Consider the following 19838-nt stretch of genomic DNA (forward strand, 5'->3'; position numbering starts at 1 on the left):
GTTGCTGATCGCCACCGACGAGGGCAGCGCGTCGGTCTGGTAGGCGACCGTCACATGCTTGTCGGCCGCCTGGGCGCCGAGCGACATGACGAGGGCGACCGTGCCCGCGAGCGCCGCGAATAGTGTCTTCGTCCGTCGCATTCCCCGAACCCCTCTCGAAATTCCATCGTCGGCGCCCGCCCTGTTCGGGCGGTCGGCGCGCCGCTCACGGCAAGAGGATGATCGAGGTCATTGAGCGAACCGAGGTAAATCTACCTATTTTGTAGATGTTGCGTGGAACGGTTTGCTGGCCAGCGCGGCGATGTCGACGGCGTCGCGAAGGATCTGGGCGTAATCATCCGCCTCGAATTCGTATGGTAGTTCGAAGCGAAATTCCGAGACCAGCGGTAGAACCGGATCACGCGCCAGCGTCGCGAGGATTTCCTCGCCCGTGCCGACGATGTCGGCAAAGAACAACGTGCGGCGCGGCCCCTGCGGCGCAAGCGTCCGCTCGTAGCGCGATGCCGCGAAGTCGCGGTACAGCCGGCGTTTCGCTTCGGACGCGCCCTGCGTCGGGAGGATCACGCGGCCGAGCGCGACGCGCGCCGGTCGCCGGCCTGCCCACGCCTGACGGAAACAACGGATCAGATTCGTCTGAGCAGTGAAGAAGTCGCTCGTCGCCTCGCCGGCGACGATGTTGCCGGTGAGGAGGTTGAAGCCGGCCCGCCCCGCCCAGGCGGCCGAGCCAAGGGAGCCGCCGCCGTACCAGAGGCGATCCGTCAGCCCCGTCGCGTGCGGCCGCAGGCGCGGGACTTGGCGTCCTGCCGCGTTGCCGCTCGCGGCATCGAGCGATAGCGGCGCACCCGCGAGGGCCGATGCCAGTCGTTCCGCCCGCCCGTGTCCATAGTCCGCTTCCGGGCTCGGATCGACGAACTCGGCGATCAGGTCCGCGAACGGCGGCGGCCCGACCGACACTCCGACATGCAGCCGGCCGCCGGATAGTACGTCGACGGTCGACAGGTCCTCGGCGAGGCGGAACGGGTTCTCGTAGCCGAGCTGGATCACCGCGGTGCCGAGCTGGATGCGCCGGGTGCGCTGCGTCGCCGCCGCGAGGAACGTCGCGGCCGAGGAGATGCCGCGTTCCAGATGCCGTTGGCGCACCCAGGCGCTGTCGTAGCCGAGCCTCTCGCCGAGCTCGATCAGCTCGAGCGTGTCCGCGAGGCCGCGCCGCGGGTCCTCGTCGTCGTAGTTGCCCGGAACGAGAAAGGCGAGATGCTCGATGTGGGACAGGGGCATCGCGCCTCCGGAAATCAAGGAAGCCGGGGCGCGCCCGCGCTCAAAACTTCGGAAGCCCCGGTGGATTGGTCTGCGAGCGTGGCAGGATCTCCTCGCCGAGCTGCCAGCGGTCGAGGGCGCGCTGCAGCGAACCGTCCTTGATCAGCGCGTTGGTGGCGGCGGTCAGGGCGTCCGCGAGGCCGGACCCCTTGCGCGTCGCGATGGCGACGTCGGAGCGCTCCGGCCAGCCGGCGCTGAGCGTTCCGAGCCGCTCGATGTTGCCGTCGCGCGCCGCGATGAAGATGAGTTGCCCGTTCGGCTGGACGATCGCGTCCGCCCGGCCGGACCGGAGCGCGACGAGGCCCGTCGCCTCGTTGTCGAAATACTGCAGCTCCGCCGGCTTCAGCCCGGCCGCGAGGTTCCGCCGGTCCCATTCGAGGAGGATGTGCTCCTGGTTGGTGCCGGCGCCGACGATGATCCGGAGGCCGGCGATGTCCTTCGGTTCGGCGATGCGGCCGATGCCGGATCCCTTTCTCGCGAATATGCCGTGCAGGCCCTGCCGATAGGAGGAGAAGTCGAACTTCAGCTTGCGCTCCTCCGTCACTCCAACGTTGGAGATCACCGCGTCGTACTTGCCGGAGGTCAGGCCGAGCGGCCAGTCGGCCCAGGCGACGGGGACGAGGTCGAGCTTCAGGCCGAGGCTGTCCGCGACGAGCGAGGCGTAGTCGGGATCGGCGCCGATGACCGTCGCGGCATCGGTCGCGTAGGTCGCGATCGGCGGACCACCGGAGGGGTTCACGGCGACTGTCAGGTACCCGGGCCGCACGAAGGCGAAGCCTTCGGGAACCGCGTCCACGGCCGCCGCGACCCGCTCGTGGTGGGGGCGCCCCGGCTGCTCCGGCGAAAGGTCGAAGTCGGACTGCGCCGCGGCCGGACCGTTCGCGAGAACGAGAAGGGCGAGGCCAGCGCCGGCGAGACGGGTGAAGGGTCTGAAACGCATCCGACTGGTGCTCCGAACACTGCGATGGCGAGGGGCGCCGCGCCGGGAGAGGAACCGGCGCGGCGCGTTGCCGGCCGTCAGCTCTTCGGCAGGCCGGCCGGGTTGGTGCGGGACTCCTTCACGGCCTCGGCCGACAGGTTCCAGCGCGCCAGCACCTTGGCGTAGTTGCCGTTGGCGATCTGGGCGTTGATCGCGGCGGTGATCGCGTCGGCGAGGCCGGCGCCCTTCTTCGTGGTGACGGCGATCTCCGCGGTTTGCGGCCAGCCGCCGGAGAATGTGCCGACGAGGCGCGTCTTGCCGCTGCGGGCCGCCTTGAAGGCGGAGGTGGAGTTCGGCCCGAGATAGGCGTCGATGCGGCCGGACTCGAGCGCCAGATCCTGCACCGCCTCGTCGTCGTAGTAGGAGATGTCGGCGGACTTCAGGCCCTTTGCCTCGTTCGCCTTCGACCAGCGGATGAGGATCTCCTCCTGGTTCGTGCCGGAGGAAACGGCGATCTTCAGGCCGGCGACGTCCTCCGGCTTCTCGATCTTTCCGATCTCGCTGTCCGTCGCGACGTAGAAGCCGAGGAGGTCGGCGCGGTAGGTGGAGAAGTCGAACTTCTCCTTGCGCGCTTCCGTCACCGTGACGTTGCTGACGACGGCGTCGTATTTGCCGGAGGTGACGCCGAGCGGCCAGTCGGCCCAGGCGACGCCGACGACCTTCAGCTTCAGGCCGAGGCTGTCGGCGACGAGCTGGGCGAGGTCGGGCTCGCCGCCAACGGGCGTTTCGGTGTCGGTGGCGTAGACGGAGAAGGGCAGGTTGCCGGGGTTCGTGGCGACGGTGAACGTCCCCGGCGTCACGAACTGGTACGCCTTCGGCAGGAGGTCGATCGCCGCCTGGACGGGCTCGGCCCGGATCCGGTCCGGCTGCTCGGGGCTGAGGTCGACCTTGAGGTCGTCGGCGCGGGCGCCGGCCGCAAGTCCGAGCGTCAGGCTCAGTGCGAAGGCCGCCGACAGGGCGCGCGGAGAGAATGAAGGCACGGCGTGTCTCCTTGGGTTCGTTCCGGGATGGGCATGCGACCGTCCGGACCACTGAAGGGCCCGAACGGATCTTGCGGCGGCGCGCCTGTCGGCGTTCAGAGCACCTTGGCGAGGAAGGCGCCCGTGCGCGGGTGCTTCGGCACGCCGAGGACCTCGGCAGGCGAACCGGATTCCAGCACCTCGCCGGCTTCCATGAACACCACGCGGTCGGCGACCTGGCGGGCGAAGCCGATCTCGTGCGTCACCACGACCAGCGTCGTGCCGGTGCGGGCGAGCTCGCGGATCACGTCGAGCACCTCGCCGACGAGCTCCGGGTCGAGCGCCGAAGTCGGCTCGTCGAACAGGAGCACCTTCGGCCGCAGCGCCAAGGCCCTCGCGATCGCGACGCGCTGCTGCTGGCCGCCGGACAGCTGGCGCGGATAGCTGCCGGCCTTGTCAGAGAGACCGACGCGGGCGAGGAGCTCGCGGCCGAACGCCTGCGCTTCCGCCCGGCTCGATCGGCCCGTGGCGACCGGCGCTTCCGCGACGTTCTCCAACGCCGTCATGTGCGGGAACAGGTTGAAGCTCTGGAACACCATGCCAACGTCGGCGCGGCGCTTCAGGATATCCCGTTCCTGCAGCTCGTAGAGCGTGTCGCCGTCGCGGCGGTAGCCGATCAGCTCGCCGTCGACGGCGACGAGACCCGCGTCGACGCGCTCCAGGTGGTTGATCGTGCGGAGCAGCGTCGACTTGCCGGAGCCCGACGGCCCGAGGATCGCGGTGACGCTGCCGGGCGGCAGGGACAACGATACGTCCTTCAGCACGGCGAGCTCGCCGAACCGCTTCGAGACGTTGCGGATCTCGACCGCCGCACCCGCCGAGGACGGGTCGACCCGGAGCGGCGCGAGGCTCCGCTCGTTTGCGGCTCGGGCGCCGAAGAGCTTGGAGAAGACCGACGGCGGTGGGTTGCGCAGGGCGCCGCGGGCGTAGTGCCGCTCGACGGATCGCTGGACCAGCGACAGGACGGTGAGGATCACCAGGTACCAGACGGTCGCGACCATCAGGAGCGGGATCACCTCGAGGTTGCGCCGGTAGATCACCTGCACCGTGTAGAACAGCTCGGGCAGCGCGATGATGTAAACCTGCGAGGTGCCCTTCGCGAGGCCGATGATCTCGTTGAAGGCGGCCGGCAGGATCGAGCGCATCGCCTGCGGCAGGACGATGCGCCGCGCCTGATGCGTGCGCGGCAGGCCGAGGGCGGAGGCGGCTTCGGTCTGCCCTTGGTCGACCGACAGGATGCCGCCGCGGATGATTTCGGCCGAATAGGCGGCCTGGTTTAGGGTCAATCCGATGATCGCGGCGGCGAAGGGCGTGACGAGCTGCGTCGTCGACCAGGACGCGAAGGTGATGTCGGTATAGGGCACGCCGAGGCGCACCGTCTCGTAGAGGTAGCCGAGGTTGTTGAGGATCAGGAGCAGCACGATCAGTGGGATCGAGCGGAAGAGCCAGACGTAGGCGAAGGCCACTGCGGAGACGACCGGCGGCCCCGAGACGCGCGCCAGCGCCAGAAGCGTTCCGCAGGCGAAGCCGAGCGCGGTTCCGAGCGCGGTGAGAAGCAGCGTGCGGCCGAGGCCCACGAGGATCGGCTCGGCAAAGAACCATTGCGCGAAGACGTCCCAACCCCAGCGCGGATTGGTCAGTGTCGACTGGATGCAGGCGACGACGACCAGAAGCGCCGCGACGGTGCCGACGGTGCGCCAGGGATGGCGGGCGGGCACGATGCGGAGCCGCGGGCGCCCGGCTGGCTCGCCTGTCGCGGCCGAGCCGCCGAAGCGGTCGGCGAAGGGTGCGGAAAGGCTCATCGGGCGGCCGCCTCCGGAGGTGTCGCGGTCTGCTGCAGGGGTAGAGCGACCGCGCTCGCCGCTCGAGGTGCGGGGTGCCGCAGCTCCTTCTCGAACGGCAGGTGGCGATAGGTTTCCGGATCGGCGGCGACGTCGAACAGCGCCGTGTAGCCGAGCGACAGGTAGAGCCGGACGGCTTCCGGCTGGCGGAAGCCGGTGGTGAGGTAGAAGCGGTCGTAGCCTTGGCGAAGGGCCTGGGCTTCGAGTTCCGCGAGCACGGCGGCGGCAAGTCCCTGGCGGCGCAGGTCGCGGCGCGTCCACATGCGCTTCACTTCCGCCGTGCGCTCGTCGAAGCGCTTGAAGGCGCCGCCCGCGATCGTCTGTCCGTCGCGCAGGACGAGCAGGAAGTTGCCGTCCGGCGGGGCGAAGGCTTCCGGCGGATAGCGGTTCAGCTCCTCCGCCGCGCCGGCGGCATTGAAGAAGTTCCCGTAGCGGTGGTCGTATTCGCGGATCAGGTCGTCGATCAGCGGCCGGGCCAGCGGATCGAGCGGGGTCGTCGCCAGGATGACGTCAGGCATCCGATGCCTCCAGGAAGGTTTCCGTCAGCGTCGCCCAGTAGACGGCGGCCGGTTCGATGACGGCGTCGTTGAAGTCGTAGCGGGAGCTGTGGAGCGGGGCGCTGTCGCCGTTGCCGACGAAGAGGTAGCTGCCCGGCCGCGCCTCGAGCATGAAGGCGAAGTCCTCGCTCGCGGTGCGGGGCGCGAAATCGGGCACGATGCCCGGTTCCCCGAAGGCTTCGAGGGCGACGTTCCGGGCGAACCGGGTCTCGGCCTCGTGGTTCGTGACGCTCGGAAAGCCGTGCTTCCATTCGATCTCGGCGCTCGCGCCGAGGCTTTCGGCCTGGAGCGTCGCGATCGTCTTCACCCGTCTTTCCAGGAGCGTGCGGATCTCCGGCCGGAAGGCTCGCGTCGTCAGCAGCATTTCGACCGCGTCGGGAATGACGTTGGCGGCCGCGCCGCCGTGGATCGAGCCGACCGTCACCACCGCCAGATCGAGCGGCGCGGCGTTGCGCGAGACGATGGTCTGGAGGCTTGTCACGACATGGGCCGCCACCACCACCGGATCGACCGCGGCATGCGGCTCGGCGCCATGCCCGCCGCGCCCGCGCACCCGGATGCGCGCCCAGTCGACGGACGCCATCGCCGGGCCGGCAACGAAGCCGAAGCGACCGGCCGAAACACCCGGCCAGTTGTGGAGCCCGAACACCGCATCGCAGGGAAAGCGCTCGAACAGGCCGTCGTCGATCATCCGCCGCGCGCCTTGCCCGATCTCCTCGGCCGGCTGGAAGATGAGGTTCAGCGTGCCGGAGAAGCGGCCCTCCTCGGCCAGATACCGCGCGGCGGCGAGGAGGATCGAGGTGTGCCCATCGTGGCCACAGGCGTGCATCGCGCCGGCGGTGGCGCTGGCGTGGGGCAGGCCGGTTTCTTCGGCGATCGGCAGCGCGTCCATGTCGGCGCGGATGCCGAGCGAGCGTTTGCCATGGCCGCGCCGGAGCGTGCCGACCAGTCCCGTGCCGCCGATACCGCGCGAGACCTCGTAGCCCCAGCTCGCCAGCAGCCCGGCCACCTTGTCGGAGGTGCGCTCCTCCTGGAAGGCGAGCTCCGGGTACCGGTGGAGATCGTGGCGCAAGGCGACGAACTCGCCGGCATTAGCGGAGATCGCCTCGGCCGGGGAAGTGCGAGCGCTCATGCCGACACGCGCGGCGCCGCCGCTTCGGCCGGCGAGCGATGGCGGCTCGCCTTGCGCGACAGGCCGAGATTGCCGCGCAGCGTCGGCTCGGCCAGGGCACGGTCGTAGACGCCGCGCGCTTCCAGCGCCGGGACGACGTGGCGCTCGAAGTCCTCCAGCCCCTCGGCCGAGACCGGGAAGCCGACGATGAAGCCGTCCGCCGCGCCTTCCTCCACCCACCGGACGATGGTTTCGGCCACCTCCTCGCCGGAGCCGAGGAAGTTCGGGCGCGGTGTCGCCGCCTCGCGCGCTGCCTCGCCCAAGGTGAGACCCTTGTCTCGCGCCTCACGCTTGATCCGGTCAGTGGTGGAGCGGAAGCTGTTCTCGCCGATCGTTCCGAGTTCGGGGAAGGGGGCGTCGGGATCGTACTGCGCGAAGTCGTGATGATCGAAGAAGCGGCCGAGATAGGCGAGGGCGTCGGGCAAGGAGACGAGGTCGCGGACGATCTCGTACTTGCGCTCGGCTTCCTCGCGCGTCCCGCCGACGATCGGGTGGATGCCCGGCAGCACCTTCACCTCGTCCGAGGTGCGGCCGTGCGCGACCGCGCTGGCTCTGACTTGATTGCGGAACGCCCGCGTTTCCTCCAGCGACGGCGAATGGGTGAACACCGCGTCGGCGTATTTGCCCGCCAGCTTCACCCCGTCCTCGGACGAGCCGGCCTGGAAGATCACCGGCTGCCCCTGTGCCGAGCGCTGGATGTTCAGCGGTCCCTCGACCTGGAAGAAGCGCCCCTTGTGGTCGAGCCGGTGCAGCTTGTCCCGTTCGAAGAAGGTGCCGCTCTCGCGGTCGCGCGGGAAGGCGTCGTCGTCCCACGAGTCCCAGAGCCCCTGCGTCACTTCGAGGTATTCGTCGGCGATCTCGTAGCGGAGCGCATGATCAGGATGCGGCCGGCCGTAGTTCCGTCCCGAGCCCTCCAGCGGCGTCGTCACGACGTTCCAGCCGGCGCGGCCCCCTGAGATCAGGTCGAGCGAGGCGAACTGGCGGGCGATCGTGAACGGGTCGCTGTAGGAGGTCGAGACGGTGCCGGCGAGGCCGATGCGCGAAGTGGTCGTCGCGAGCGCCGAGAGGATCGTCAGCGGCTCGAAGCGGTTGAGGAAGTGCGGGATCGACTTCTCGTTGATGTAGAGACCGTCGGCGACGAAGACGAAGCCGAAGCCCGCGCTCTCCGCACGGCGCGCCTGGTCGACGTAGAAGCCGAGGTTGACGCTGGCGTCGGCCGGGCCGGACGGGTGCCGCCACGAGTTCATGTTGCCGCCGGCGCCGTGGAGCATCAGGCCGAGGATGACGCGCTTGGCCGTCATGGCAATTCTCCTTCGTCTCAGGCCGCGAGCGGCCGGACTTGGCCGGCAAGAAGCTCGATCGAGGCGAGACGGGCGGCGAAGTCGGCCACCGGCGTGTCGATCACGAACTCCTCGACCCCGAGGCGACGCTGGATCGCGGCGAGCGCGGCGTGAACCTCCCCCGGGGTGCCCGCGACGATCTCCGGGCGGTTCTCCTCGACGCGTTCGGGCCGGACGCCGGCCTGCCGCGCAAACTCGTCCACCGCTTCCAGCGAAGGCAGGTTCACCGCCCGCCCGCCCGGCAGGTGCGCCTTGAAGATCCTGATATTCTCGACCTGCCGACGCGCCGAGTGACCCGTTTCGGCTACAAGCGCGAACACGGCGAGGAGCGGATTGCGGCCGGCGATCGCCTCGTAGGCCGCGAACGAGCGCTCGGCCTCGGCGGGGTCGCCGTTGAGGTGGCCGGCATGGCAGAACAGCCAGCCCTGGCGGGCCGCGAGCTCGGCGCTGGCGACGCCCGCGCCGAGCAGGATGCGCTCCGGCGCTTGCCGCGGTTCGGGAAAGGCGAGGGCGCCGGCGAGACGATGATCGGATGGGACGCCGACGCCGAGGAACGCGTCGAGGTCGGCAAGCTGCCGCTCGAAATCGGGCGGCCCGCCGTCCCGGCCGTCCTTGAGGGCGAGGGTGGAGAAGGGCAGCCCGCCCGGCGCCTTGCCGATGCCGAGGTCGACGCGGCCGGGGCTGAGCGCCGCGAGGACGCGGAACACTTCCGCGACCTTGTAGGGCGCGTAGTGCTGCAGCATGACGCCGCCCGTGCCGACGCGGATGCGGCGCGTCCGGGCCAGGATGTGGGCGACCACGACTTCAGGCGCGGAACTGGCGAGGTTCGGATTGCCGTGGTGCTCCGCGATCCAGTAGCGGTGGTAGCCGAGCCGGTCGGCGGCTTCGGCTGCCTCGACGGTACTAGCCAGCGCTTCGGCGGCACTCGCTCCTTCCGCGATCGGACTCTTGTCTAAAAGGCTCAGCCGGTAGGACATCGTCGTCGTTTCCTGTCGCAGCCTCGCCGGGCGAAGGTTCCCATGTCCGCGTCGCGAACCATCGGGAGACGGTCTCGCATCGGTGACGCAAGGCCCAACTCGATGCGTCCCCACGAGCTATCGGTATATTAATTTCATAGACTGATAGCTCGCAAAGGACGCGATGGCCGGTCTCGGGCGGCAGGAGAAATAAACGTCTCGCTCAGACCGCAATCTTGGATTGCCCTTCGGTCGCTCCGCCAGCTCGTATCGGCGCGCGGGGGGCGGTCGATGCTGCCACCCGCTTCGACCTACTGCGCGTTCGCCGCCTTCTCGTCGTTCGCAGCAGGCGACTTGTCGTTCAAGCCGTCGAACCGCGGATCGAATTCTCCTTCGGCCCTCAGTTCCTTACCCTTGAACTGACCGGCGGCCTGCAGGAGGTCGATCGTGTCCTGCTGCGTGGCGAGCGCTTCCCGCCATGCCGGTATGCGCGTCGCCGAGCCGTCGCTGTCGGCGACGATGCGGGCGTCGTCGGGACCGAGGCGCTGGTCCTTGCGAAGGTATTCCGCGATCCAGACGTCCTTGTTCGCGTTCTTCCAGAGATGCGCGCGGTACCAGTGGACCACGAGATCGCGGATTGCCGCCGCCTGGGCGGGGTCGGCGAGCGCCGTCTTGCTGGCGTAAAGGAACTTCAGGTTCGAGCTGGCGCCCGGCGCGTCGGGGATCTCCTTCGCGTCGGTGCCCGCGACCGAGGCGAGGTAGCGCGCCCGGTCCGGCTGCTTCAGGACTGCGGCGTCGATCTGGTTGGCGCGAAGCGCGTCGGCGAACTCGGCGAGGCCGAGATTGACCGGCTCGATGTCCGCGATCGAAAGGCCGGCGGCCCGAAGGTTGCGCAGGACGGTCGCCTGTTGCGACGTGCCGACGTTGATGCCCACCTTCCTACCCTTCAGGTCGGCATGCGTCTTGATGCCGGAGTCCGGCGCGGTCGCGAAGATCGTGGAGTCGCCGGAAGTGATGACGGCACCGACGATCACCACGTCCGCATCGGAGAACTGCGCCAGGATCGGCGGCACGTCGCCGACCGCGCCGACCTGCGCCGCGCCGGCGCGGATCGCCTCCAGCCGGAGTGGCCCGCTGGAGAAGTTCGCGAACGACACCTCCGAGGCGAGCTTGTCGCCTTCGCCGGAAAGTTTCAGGAGGCTCGCGGCGTTGTTGGCGTCGTCGGCGAGGACGAGCTTCACGCCCGCCGGCACCTCGACCGATATCCTGGGCTCCTCGGCATGGGCGGAGCCTGCGAAGGCGAGCGCAAGGCCGAACACCCCGGCCATCGAACGTTTCAGCATCGGGAATCCTTTCCGGTTTGATCAGTGGCTCGGCACGCCGAGACGGTCGAGAATTTCACGGCGAAGCGCGTCGAGACGTTCCGGCGAGCTCCGTGCATTCCCGACCGGGTGGTCGAAGGAGATGCGGCCGTTCGCGGTGATCGCGATGCGGTCGGCGAGGCGCAGCGCCTCCTCCACGTCGTGGGTCACGAACAGCACCGCCGGCGCGTGCCGGCGCCGCAACTGCTGCAGGAGGCCGTGCATCTTGAGACGCGTCAGCGCGTCGAGCGCGCTGAACGGCTCGTCGGCCAGGAGCAATTCGGGATCCCTGGCCAGCGAGCGGGCGAGCGCGACGCGCTGCTGCTCGCCACCGGACAGCGTCTTCGGCCAGGCGTCCGCCTTGTCGGCGAGGCCGACTTCGGACAACGCGTGGCGCGCCTTGTCGCGTATGCCGGTTCCCGCCAGTCCGAGTATGACGTTGTCGAGCACCCGCATCCAAGGCAGGAGGCGCGAGTCCTGGAATAGAACGGAGCGGCGCTCGGGCACGTCGATCCTGCCCTCGACATCTGCGTCGAGGCCGGCCACGGCGCGCAGGATGGTGCTCTTGCCCGAACCGCTGCGGCCGAGAAGCGCGACGAACTCGCCTTGACCGATCTCAAGGTCGATCCCGTCGAGGACGGCGCGTCCGTCGAAGCCGCGCCGAAGCCCGGCGATCCGTACCGCCGACGGGCGCGTCTCCGTCAATGATCGAGCGATTGACGCCACGACAGGGCCCTCCGTTCGAGGAGGCGCACGAGGGCGTCCGAGCCGAAGCCGAGGACACCGTAGAGGACCAGCCCGACGAGCACGACGTCGGTCTGGCCGTAGATCCGGGCCTGCGTGATCATGAAGCCGATGCCGCTCGTCGCATTGACCGTCTCGACCACGACGAGCGCGGTCCAGGAATGGGTGACGGCGAGCCGGAGGCCGGTGAAGAAGCCCGGCAGCGAAGCCGGAAAGACGATGTGACGGAGAAAGCGGCCGCGTGACAGGGCGACCGTCTGGCCGAGTTCGACATAGCGCCGGTCGATGCCGCGCAGGCCCGCATGGGTGTTGATGTAGATCGGTACCATCGTGCCGAGCGCGATGATCGCGATCTTCATCGCCTCGCCGATGCCGAGCCAGATGATGAACAGCGGGATCAGCGCGAGGTTCGGGATGGAGCGCTTCACCTGCACGAGGCCGTCGACGAGCGCGTCGCCGAGCCGGGTCAGCCCGGCGATCACCGCCAGGACGAAGCCCGTAGCGATGCCGATCGAAAGGCCGAGTGCGGCGCGCTGCAGCGACGCGGCGATGTCGGTGGCGAGCGTGCCGCTGCCGACCATCTCGGCGAACGAGGCGATGACGGCGTCGGGGCCGGGCATCTTCGCCGGCGAGATCCAGCCGGCCCCGGACGCGACGTACCAGAGAAGGAGAACGAGAGCCGGGCCGAGGAGGCGCTGCCCCGGCAGCGGCGCTCGCGGCAGGAGCGCTCGCGACGCCGCAGGGGGAGGCGCGTTTCGGGCGGAGGCGCGCCGCAGGAAGGCGGCGGGCGTGGTGAAGCTGATGAAGGTCATCGGGGGCCTCCCTTCCGGCTCACTCGGCCGCGGCCGCGAACCCGGCGGCGACGCGACGAGCCTTGGAGGGGCGGTCGAGCCCCAGATGCTCGCGCAGCGTCGTGCCCTCGTAGTCCTCGCGGAACAGACCCTGGCTTCTCAGGATCGGCAGCACTTCCGTGACGAAGCTCTCCAGCGAGCTGGGCAGGGCCGGCGGGATGAGGTTGAAGCCGTCCGCCGCGCCGTTCCCGAACCATTCGACGATCGTCGCGGCCACCTGCTCGGGTGTCCCCGTCGCGATACGGTGGCCGCGCCCGGCGCTGAGGCGGCGCAGGAGCTGGCGGAGCGTCAGCGTCTCCGTCGCGGTCAGGTGGTGGACGAGGTCGTGCCGGCTCTTCTGGTTGCCGCCCTGTTCGCGCGCCGGCACGCGGACAACGGCGTCGAGGTCGTGGTTAGAGAAGTCGATGCCGGTGATGCGGGCGAGTTGGGCGAGGCCGTAGGTCGGCAGCGTCAGGTTCTCGAACGTGTCCTGCAGTGCCCTCGCTTCCGCTTCCGTGCCGCCGATGAAGAACGACAGGCCGGGAAGGATCAGCACCTTGTCGGGATCGCGCCCGTGCGCCCGGACTCGGGACTTGATGTCGGCGTAGAACCCCTGCGCCTCGTCGAGGACGGGCTGAGCGGTGAAGATCGCCTCGGCGTAGCGGGCTGCCAGTTCCTTGCCGGGCTCCGACGAGCCGGCCTGGAAGATGACGGGACGCCCCTGCGGCGAGCGGGGGATCTCGAGCGGTCCCGCGACGCGGAAGTGCGGTCCGGCGTGGTCGAGGCGGTCGATGCGATCCGGGTCGACGAAGACGCCGCCCGCCTTGTCACCGACGATGGCGTCGTCGTTCCAGCTGTCCCAGAGGCCGAAGGCGACGTCGAGGAACTCGGCCGCCCGCCCGTAGCGCGCGTCCGGGTCCGGATGGTGCTCGAAGCCGAAGTTGGCGGCGGCTTCCGCGTTCGCCGTCGTCACGACGTTCCAGGCGGCGCGGCCGCGGCTGACATGGTCGAGCGTCGCGAAGCGGCGAGCGATGCCGTAGGGGTCGTTGTAGGTGGTGGAGGCCGTCGCCACGAGGCCGATGCGCTCCGTGACGCCGGAAAGCGCCGCGATCAGCGTGAAGGGGTCGAGCGAGTCCCAGGGGCGGTCCTGCGAGCGGTCCTTCAGCACTGGATGGTCGGCGAAGAAGATCGCGTCGAGCTTGGCCTTTTCCGCGAGGCGCGCGAGGCGACGGTAGTGCTCGATGTCGGTGACGGCCGAAACGTCGGTTTCCGGCAGGCGCCATGCCGCCTCGTGCTGGCCGACATTGCGCAGGAAGGCGTTCAGATGGATCTGGCGACGCTTGGCTGCAGGCATGACATCCTCCTTCGTGGCAGGCATCGGGCCGGCGCGTGGCGGCGGAACCCGCCGTAGCCCCCGGTTCAGTCGGAGCGTTCGGCGAGTTCGGCGTACCGGCCGTCCACCCAGACGAGGCCAGGTCCCTGCGAGACCTCGACCGCCCGGACCGTTCCCAGAACGAGTGCATGGCTGTGGCGCTCGATCACGTGCTCGACCTCGCAGTCGATGGCGGCGAGCGCGCCTTCGAGAGCGAGGGCGCCGGTGACGAGCGGGTGCCAGTCCGCTCCCTCGTAGCGGCTCGCGCCCTTCAGGCCGCCGAAGCCGGCGAAGCGGTCGGCGACGGCCCGCTGGTCGGCGCGAAGCACGTTGACGCAGAAAAGTCCGTGGCGGCGGATTGCTTCCCAGGTCGAAGAGGCGAGGTTGATGCTCACCGCCATCGTCTCGGGCTCCATCGACAGCGAATGCGCCGATGTCACGGTCGCGCCCGTGCGGCCGTCGCCGATGCCGGCGGTCACGACGCTGACACCGCCGGCGAGCGTGCGCATGGCCTGCTTGAGGCCGAGCCCGCGCGCCGGCGTCGGCGCCTGGACGGCCTCGGCGGCCGCGCCGGAACGACGGAAAGCGGCAGGGACGGAATGCAGGGTCATCGTACTGTCTGTCTCCCGAAGGCTCGGCCGCCGAACCCGGCAGCGGCACCGAAAAGGGCGTAGGAGTCGCGGCGAGGGGGGCGTACGCTCGACGCCGGCGGAACATGCCGGCCCAAGCGACCGCGAAGGCCGTCGGCGATGGTTCGCCCCTCGTCCCACGGCCCGAAGCCGCTCGCGATGTTGATGTGTCCGACCTGTCCCAGATCGAGGAACGCCGATCCCCAGCGCCTCGCCTGCCGCTCGGCCGCCCGGATGTCCATGAACGGGTCGTTGCGGCTCGCCACGAGGATTGAGGCGAAGGGCAGTTCGACGCGCTGCGCCGCGGCGAACTCGATCACGGCCGGGTGCGTGTCGGCCAAAGGCTTTACCTCCGCCGGCGCGACGAGCAACGCGCCGCCGACATGCGCGGCGGTCGGCCGGTCTGCGAGCGCCGCGATGAGGGCGCAGCCGAGGCTGTGCCCGACGAGGACGACGCCCGGCGGGCTGGCCGCTATCCGCGCTTCCAGCGTATGGATCCAGTCGGCGAGCTGCGGATGCCCGAAGTCCTCCTGCTCGACGAGCTCGGCCGTTGGATCGTCGCTCGCCCAGTGATGCTGCCAATGTCCTTTCGGCGAACCGAAAAGGCCGGGAACGATCAAGGTCTCTGCCATCGTGCTCAACTTCGGCGGGCTCGGCCTCAACATCGACGGGCTCGGCACGGAGGTTAGGCGCAGCCGTGCGGGGCGGGGAGGAAAAAACTACCAAATTAATAGATAATTTGAGATTGCGTGCCGTCGGCCGAACCGCTCGTTCGTCCTAAGCGGGTGATCAGGCGAAACTGGTCGCCGACGCGCTATCGACGACGTTGTACAGGACCGCTTCACGCGCCGTGCACGCCGCCGTATCCGCGTTTCGAAGTGTGGATCGGATGGGAAAGGATCTTGTCGTTGGAAGCGAAGGGCGAACTCGCGGGGCGCATCGCGATAGTGACCGGCAGTAGCCGCAACATCGGTCGCGCGATCGCGCTGTCCTTGGCGGAAGCCGGTGCGGCAATCCTCGTTCACGCTCGTGGTTCGAAACCGGAGGCCGAGGCGGTGGCGGCCGAAATCCGAGCCGCTGGCGGCCGTGCCGCCGTCGCGCTCGGCGACGTGGCGAAGCCGGAGGACACCAGACGGATCGCCAAGGCAGCGCTGCAGGCCTTCGGACGGATCGACATCCTGGTGAACAACGCGGCCGTCCGGCGCGAGGCGGAGTTCGGTACGGTCGACTATTCCGACTGGCGCGAAGTGCTGGGCACGATCCTCGACGGCGCGTTCCTCCTGACGCAAGCCTGTTTGCCCGAGCTGAAGCGCTCGGGCGCCGGTTCGGTCGTCAACATCGGCGGCCTCACCGGGCACACGGGCGCCGAGAAGCGCGTGCACGTGGTCGCCGCGAAGGCGGGGCTCGTCGGGTTGACCAAGGCGCTGGCGCACGACCTCGCGCCGCAGGCCATCACGGTGAACTGCGTCAGCCCCGGCATGATCGACACCGTGCGCGGCGCGAGCGCGCCGAGCAATCCCGCCCATCACGCGACGCGCCGGACCCTCGTCGGCCGGCGCGGCACGCCGGAAGAGGTCGCCGCGGCGGTTCGCTATCTCTGCGGACCGCAGGCCCGTTTCGTCACCGGGCAGACCATCCACGTCAACGGCGGCACCTACCTGCCTTGACTGGCAGGGACAGGCTTGCCGTTCCCCGCTACTTGCGGCCGAAGACCTCGCCGAACTTCGCGAGCACCTGCTTCGCCTCGTCGCCGCCGATCTCGACATCGGCGTAGAGCGGCTTCAGGTCCTCGAGCTTCGGCAGGCGGTCGGGCGGCGTCGCCTTCTCGCTCGTCGGCCAGTACGAGCCGGCCTTCGCGACCAGCGTCTGGCCTTCCGGGCTGACCAGCACCTCCTGCAGCAGCTTGGCGGCGGCGGGATGCGGGCCGCCCTTGAAGATGGCGCTCTGCTGCTCGACCACCACGGCGCCCTCGTCGAGCACGTAGAAATCGATGGGCTGTCCCTGCTCCTTGGCGGTGACGACGTTCTGCGAGGACGTCATCGGCGAGAGCGTGCGCTCGCCGGAGGCGAGGATCCGCACGGACTCGGCGTTGCCGCGATTGAACAGGATGTTCTGCGCAGCGAGCTTGGCGAGCGTCTCCCAGTCGGTCTTCTTCGTGTCGAGGAAGGCGATCAGGAAGGTAAGGTTCGAGGCTGCGACCTTCGGGTCGGAGAAGGTGAGCTGGTCCTTCCATTTCGGGTCGGCGAAGTCCGCGAGCTTCTTCGGCAGCGCCGAGGCGTCGGGATAAGTCTCGGTGTTGTAGGCGGCCGTCAAGAGGAACACGGTCGGCACGTAGTAGGCGCCGCTCGCCTGCTTGAACTCAGGCTCGATGCCGTGGAATTCCTTGACCTCGTAGGGCTCCAGAAAGTCCCGCTTCACCCAGTCGTCGGCGACGGACTTCTCGTTGATCAGAACGACGTCGGGCCGCGTCGCGCCCGCCGCCTTTTCCGCCTCGATGGCGGGGATGAGGTCCAGCGTCTGCTTCTGGACGATCTTCAGCGCCACATCGGGGAAGTTCTCGCGCCAGAAGGCGGAAAGCGCGGCGTTCGTCTCCTTCCGGTAGGCGTTGTAGAACACGACCTCGCCTTCCTTCGACGCGGCCGAGTAGAGATCGGCGAAGCGCTCGGGCAGGGTGTCGGCGGCGGCCGCGAGGCCGGACAGCGCGAGGAGCCCCAGGGCTGCGAGCGAACGGGCGACGCCGTTCGGAATGGTGCGGATCAACGGAAGGCCTCCTGGCAAAGGCGCGCGGCTCAGACCGCAGCGGATGGGTGTTGCGCGCGACCGGCGCGGTCGGCGGGGCGGGCGAGGCCGAGATGGTCGCGGAGCGTCGCGCCCTCGTAATCGGCGCGCACGAGCCCGCGGGCCCGCAGCTCCGGAACGACCATCCGGGCGAAATCCTCGAGGCCGCCCGGCAGGGTCGGCGGCATGACGTTGAAGCCATCCGCCGCGCCTTCGCGAAATCGCTCCTCCATCGCGTCGGCGATCTGTTCCGGCGTTCCGACGACCTGCCAGTGACCGCGCGCGCCGGCGACGCGCAGCGCGAGCTGGCGGATGCTGAGGCCCTCGCGTCGCGCAAGGTCGAGCATCAGCGTCTGGCGGCTCTTGCTTGCGTTGATCTCGTCCACCGCTTCCGGCAGGGGCCCGTCGATCGGCAGGTGCGACAGTGAAACGCCGAGGCGGTGCTCGAGGATGGTCAACCCGACGGATGGGTGGATCAGCTCCTGCAACTCGTCGAACTTCGCCTGGGCTTCGGCTTCCGTCGCACCGACCACCGGGAAGATGCCGGGCAGGATCTTCACCTCGTCCGCATGCCGGCCGTATCGCGGCAGGCGTTCCTTCAGGCCGCGATAGAAGGCTTGCGCCTCGGCGAGCGTCTGCTGCGCGGTGAAGACGACCTCCGCGGTCGCCGCCGCGAGTTCCTGTCCGGCTTCCGACGAGCCGGCCTGGACGAGGACCGGCCAGCCTTGCGGCGGGCGAGGTATGTTGAGGGGACCCCGCACCTTGAAGCGTTCGCCCGCGTGGTTGGGAGGATGCATCTTCGCCGGGTCGAGGAAGATGCCGCTCGCCTTGTCGCGCGGAAACGCGTCGTCCTCCCAGCTGTCCCAGAGGGCACGAACGACCGCGGCGAACTCGGTCGCCCGCGCGTAGCGCTCGGCATGCGGCGGATGGGCGTCGAGACCGAAATTGTACGCCTCCTCCTCGTTGCCAGAAGTGACGAGGTTCCAGCCGGCGCGTCCGCCGCTGATATGGTCGATCGACGCGAACTTGCGGGCGAGCGTGTAGGGCTCGTTGTAGGTGGTGGAGGCCGTCGCGACGAGGCCGATGCGGCTGGTGACGGTCGCCAGCGCCGCGAGCAGTGTCAGCGGCTCGAACTGCGCCACGTAGTGGGTGGCGAAGCGCGACAGCGAGTTCCAGTCGTGGCCGCGCGCCCCGGCGCTGTCGGCGAGGAACAGGAGGTCGAACTTCGCCTCCTCCGCCAGCTTCGCCACCGCCGCGTAGTGCGCGAAGTTGATGCCGGCGTCGGCCTGTGCGGACGGGTGACGCCATGCGGCCGCGTGGTGGCCGGTCGGGTAGAGGAAGGCGCCGAGCGCCATGGTGCGAGGGGCGATCATGCCGCGGCGTCCGCATCTTCCACGGCATCCCAGGCCGGCAGCGCCGCCGCGTTGCGCCCGGCGATGCGCCCGGTCGCGAAGCATTCGCCGAGATTGCCGGCGCCGAGATAGAGGAAGCCCCAGATGCTGCCGAGCTCACCCGCCTCGAAGAGGCGTGGGATCGGCTCGCGATAGGTGTTGAGGACGCGCTGGGCGGCGTCGTGGACGGGTCCGCCCTGCGTGTTGTTCACCAGCGGCCAGATCTCGCCGACATAGAAGGGCGGCGTCGCGACCGGTCGCATCGAGGGCGTCGGCCGGCCGAGGACATCGGGCCCGCCGGATGCGACCGTCGCGTTCCATTCGTCGAGGCTCGCCGAGAGCACTGTCGGATCGGCACCGAGAAGGCGAGCGAGGTCCTCGACGCTGTCCGCCCGTTTGAGGATGCCGTTCTCCACCTCCTTGAGGTTGTCGGCGCTCCACTGGTAGGGCTCGACCGCCCGGTCGTTGAGGACGGCTTGGCCGAGCGGATAGAGCTGACGGCCTGCCTCGTCGGTGACGAGAAAGGCGGGGATCTTCGGGAAGCGCTGCGTTGCGGGGTCGAACTGGTCGAGCGGCCGGTGCCCGGTGTCCTGCAGATAGGGATGGTACTCGTTCATGAAGCGCCGGCCGCCGCCGTCGAGGATGATCCAGGACATCGCGACCGTCGGCTCGGTCACCGTCGGGTTCCAGTCGGGCAGCCGCTTGACGCGCAGGCCGAAGGGGTAGTCGGGATCGGGATGGCGGAAGCCGTAGGTGCCGTGGAAGTGCCACATGTGCCAGACGTCGGCGCCGAGCGCCTGTGCCATGCGGATGCCGTCGCCGGTGTTGCCGCGCGTCGCCGCCGTCAGCACCGGGCGGATCTGCCAGTGCTTGCGCTGCATCTCCCCGTTCGCCTCGAAGCCGCCGGTGGCGAGCACGACGGCGCGCCGGGCGGCGATGCGGCGGGGGGCGCCGGCGCCGGTGCGGACGCTGAGACCGCGCAGCGCGCCGTCCGGCCCCGTGATCAGCCGCTCGGCCGCCGTTTCCAGCCGAACCTCGATGCCGCGCGCCCGGACGTTGTCGTGCACGAGCCGGAAGACGTTCGGCCCGAGCGCCCGGCCGCGCACGTGCGGGTATTCGCGCCCCGCGTCGAAGCCGGGAATGTCGGAGACTTCGAGGATGCCGAGCGCGTCGTGCCCCTCGAACGGATAGTTGCCGCCCCGGTCGCGGATGGCGATCGTGGCGCCGTTCGCCTCCGCCAGGCGGCGGAAGTAGGGCTCGAGGTCGGCCATGCCCTCGCAGACGGCGTCGAGAACGTCGTCGGGAATGTCGGGGCCGACCGTCTGGCGCAGATAGCGCCGGCCGCGCTCGATGTCGGTGACGATCCTGACGCCGCCGCCGGAACAGATCGAGATGCCGCCGGGATCGGGCATCTTTTCGAGGAGGAGGACGCTGGCGCCGCTGTCCGCCGCCTCGATCGCGGCCGCCGCGCCGGCGAAGCCGAAGCCCGCCACCACGACGTCGAAGCGCTCGTCGAAATCGCCGGGCGGAACCGGGGAAGGGCGGGTGTCTGGCAT

18 protein-coding genes and 1 pseudogene are annotated in these 19838 nt (G+C 69.5%); 1 reads left to right on the forward strand and 18 read right to left on the reverse strand.

Features of this window, described 5'->3' with window-relative positions; genetic code table 11:
• The 15 genes and pseudogenes from F6X38_RS24230 to F6X38_RS17735 form a co-directional block, all read right to left on the reverse strand.
• Positions 1–141 (reverse strand): annotated as a pseudogene (locus tag F6X38_RS24230) (taurine ABC transporter substrate-binding protein); the annotation flags it as partial.
• A gap of 114 nt (positions 142–255) precedes the next feature.
• The gene (locus F6X38_RS17670; protein ID WP_150971972.1) at positions 256–1275 is read right to left on the reverse strand and encodes an LLM class flavin-dependent oxidoreductase; all 1020 of its coding nucleotides are present in this window, start codon (positions 1273–1275) and stop codon (positions 256–258) included.
• 40 nt (positions 1276–1315) lie between these two features.
• On the reverse strand, positions 1316–2254 hold the full coding sequence (locus F6X38_RS17675; protein ID WP_150971974.1) for an ABC transporter substrate-binding protein: 939 nt from the start codon (positions 2252–2254) through the stop codon (positions 1316–1318).
• Positions 2255–2331: 77 nt separating this feature from the next.
• Positions 2332–3273, reverse strand: a complete 942-nt coding sequence (locus tag F6X38_RS17680) for an ABC transporter substrate-binding protein (RefSeq protein WP_425482880.1) — start codon at positions 3271–3273, stop codon at positions 2332–2334.
• A 95-nt stretch (positions 3274–3368) separates the two neighbouring features.
• Complete coding sequence (locus F6X38_RS24155; RefSeq protein ID WP_150971976.1) at positions 3369–5114, reverse strand: amino acid ABC transporter permease/ATP-binding protein; 1746 nt, start codon at positions 5112–5114, stop codon at positions 3369–3371.
• Entirely contained in the window at positions 5111–5671 is a 561-nt protein-coding gene (locus tag F6X38_RS17690; protein ID WP_150971978.1) for a GNAT family N-acetyltransferase, read from the reverse strand. The genes F6X38_RS24155 and F6X38_RS17690 overlap by 4 nt, the downstream gene beginning before the upstream one ends.
• Entirely contained in the window at positions 5664–6842 is a 1179-nt protein-coding gene (locus F6X38_RS17695) for a M20 aminoacylase family protein (protein ID WP_150971980.1), read from the reverse strand. The genes F6X38_RS17690 and F6X38_RS17695 overlap by 8 nt, the downstream gene beginning before the upstream one ends.
• Positions 6839–8182 carry an LLM class flavin-dependent oxidoreductase gene (locus tag F6X38_RS17700; RefSeq protein WP_202618014.1) on the reverse strand — a complete coding sequence of 448 codons (1344 nt, stop codon included), beginning with the start codon at positions 8180–8182 and terminating at the stop codon, positions 6839–6841. Before F6X38_RS17700 ends, F6X38_RS17695 begins: the two co-directional genes overlap by 4 nt.
• A 17-nt stretch (positions 8183–8199) precedes the next feature.
• Positions 8200–9198 (reverse strand): LLM class flavin-dependent oxidoreductase, encoded by a 999-nt coding sequence (locus F6X38_RS17705; protein WP_150971984.1) that lies wholly within the window; start codon positions 9196–9198, stop codon positions 8200–8202.
• 290 nt (positions 9199–9488) lie between these two features.
• On the reverse strand, positions 9489–10520 hold the full coding sequence (locus F6X38_RS17710) for an ABC transporter substrate-binding protein (protein WP_150971986.1): 1032 nt from the start codon (positions 10518–10520) through the stop codon (positions 9489–9491).
• Between the two features lie 21 nt (positions 10521–10541).
• Positions 10542–11243: an ABC transporter ATP-binding protein gene (locus F6X38_RS17715; RefSeq protein WP_246191414.1), complete on the reverse strand. Its 702-nt coding sequence runs from the start codon at positions 11241–11243 to the stop codon at positions 10542–10544.
• On the reverse strand, positions 11240–12094 hold the full coding sequence (locus tag F6X38_RS17720; RefSeq protein ID WP_202618015.1) for an ABC transporter permease: 855 nt from the start codon (positions 12092–12094) through the stop codon (positions 11240–11242). Before F6X38_RS17720 ends, F6X38_RS17715 begins: the two co-directional genes overlap by 4 nt.
• Before the next feature lie 19 nt (positions 12095–12113).
• Positions 12114–13466, reverse strand: a complete 1353-nt coding sequence (locus F6X38_RS17725) for an LLM class flavin-dependent oxidoreductase (RefSeq protein WP_150971992.1) — start codon at positions 13464–13466, stop codon at positions 12114–12116.
• A 65-nt stretch (positions 13467–13531) separates the two neighbouring features.
• The gene (locus tag F6X38_RS17730) at positions 13532–14095 is read right to left on the reverse strand and encodes a flavin reductase family protein (RefSeq protein ID WP_150971994.1); all 564 of its coding nucleotides are present in this window, start codon (positions 14093–14095) and stop codon (positions 13532–13534) included.
• Complete coding sequence (locus F6X38_RS17735) at positions 14092–14745, reverse strand: alpha/beta hydrolase (RefSeq protein ID WP_150971996.1); 654 nt, start codon at positions 14743–14745, stop codon at positions 14092–14094. Before F6X38_RS17735 ends, F6X38_RS17730 begins: the two co-directional genes overlap by 4 nt.
• Before the next feature lie 270 nt (positions 14746–15015).
• Between F6X38_RS17735 and F6X38_RS17740 the strand changes: the two genes are divergently transcribed.
• Positions 15016–15780, forward strand: coding sequence for an SDR family NAD(P)-dependent oxidoreductase (locus F6X38_RS17740; RefSeq protein WP_246191415.1), 765 nt, complete (start codon positions 15016–15018; stop codon positions 15778–15780).
• 28 nt (positions 15781–15808) lie between these two features.
• Here F6X38_RS17740 and F6X38_RS17745 read toward each other — a convergent pair whose 3' ends face one another.
• From F6X38_RS17745 to F6X38_RS17755, 3 genes are read right to left on the reverse strand one after another with little or no spacing between them, the layout of a single operon-like run.
• Positions 15809–16873, reverse strand: coding sequence for an ABC transporter substrate-binding protein (locus F6X38_RS17745; protein WP_202618016.1), 1065 nt, complete (start codon positions 16871–16873; stop codon positions 15809–15811).
• Positions 16874–16902: 29 nt separating this feature from the next.
• Positions 16903–18264 carry an LLM class flavin-dependent oxidoreductase gene (locus F6X38_RS17750; RefSeq protein ID WP_202618017.1) on the reverse strand — a complete coding sequence of 454 codons (1362 nt, stop codon included), beginning with the start codon at positions 18262–18264 and terminating at the stop codon, positions 16903–16905.
• Positions 18261–19838 (reverse strand): FAD-dependent oxidoreductase, encoded by a 1578-nt coding sequence (locus F6X38_RS17755; protein WP_150971998.1) that lies wholly within the window; start codon positions 19836–19838, stop codon positions 18261–18263. The genes F6X38_RS17750 and F6X38_RS17755 overlap by 4 nt, the downstream gene beginning before the upstream one ends.

Source organism: Plantimonas leprariae (genome assembly GCF_008802405.1).
In the GTDB taxonomy this organism is placed as follows: Bacteria; Pseudomonadota; Alphaproteobacteria; order Rhizobiales; family Rhizobiaceae; genus Plantimonas; species Plantimonas leprariae.

Bases quoted from the DNA above. Each gene is read 5' to 3' on its own strand.
- F6X38_RS17710 (WP_150971986.1), bottom strand. From the start codon at position 10,520: ATGCTGAAACGTTCGATGGCCGGGGTGTTCGGCCTTGCGCTCGCCTTC.
- F6X38_RS17725 (WP_150971992.1), bottom strand. From the start codon at position 13,466: ATGCCTGCAGCCAAGCGTCGCCAGATCCATCTGAACGCCTTCCTGCGC.
- F6X38_RS17720 (WP_202618015.1), bottom strand. From the start codon at position 12,094: ATGACCTTCATCAGCTTCACCACGCCCGCCGCCTTCCTGCGGCGCGCC.
- F6X38_RS17670 (WP_150971972.1), bottom strand. From the start codon at position 1,275: ATGCCCCTGTCCCACATCGAGCATCTCGCCTTTCTCGTTCCGGGCAAC.
- F6X38_RS17735 (WP_150971996.1), bottom strand. From the start codon at position 14,745: ATGGCAGAGACCTTGATCGTTCCCGGCCTTTTCGGTTCGCCGAAAGGA.
- F6X38_RS24155 (WP_150971976.1), bottom strand. From the start codon at position 5,114: ATGAGCCTTTCCGCACCCTTCGCCGACCGCTTCGGCGGCTCGGCCGCG.
- F6X38_RS17755 (WP_150971998.1), bottom strand. From the start codon at position 19,838: ATGCCAGACACCCGCCCTTCCCCGGTTCCGCCCGGCGATTTCGACGAG.
- F6X38_RS17730 (WP_150971994.1), bottom strand. From the start codon at position 14,095: ATGACCCTGCATTCCGTCCCTGCCGCTTTCCGTCGTTCCGGCGCGGCC.
- F6X38_RS17675 (WP_150971974.1), bottom strand. From the start codon at position 2,254: ATGCGTTTCAGACCCTTCACCCGTCTCGCCGGCGCTGGCCTCGCCCTT.
- F6X38_RS17705 (WP_150971984.1), bottom strand. From the start codon at position 9,198: ATGTCCTACCGGCTGAGCCTTTTAGACAAGAGTCCGATCGCGGAAGGA.
- F6X38_RS17700 (WP_202618014.1), bottom strand. From the start codon at position 8,182: ATGACGGCCAAGCGCGTCATCCTCGGCCTGATGCTCCACGGCGCCGGC.
- F6X38_RS17690 (WP_150971978.1), bottom strand. From the start codon at position 5,671: ATGCCTGACGTCATCCTGGCGACGACCCCGCTCGATCCGCTGGCCCGG.
- F6X38_RS17750 (WP_202618017.1), bottom strand. From the start codon at position 18,264: ATGATCGCCCCTCGCACCATGGCGCTCGGCGCCTTCCTCTACCCGACC.
- F6X38_RS17695 (WP_150971980.1), bottom strand. From the start codon at position 6,842: ATGAGCGCTCGCACTTCCCCGGCCGAGGCGATCTCCGCTAATGCCGGC.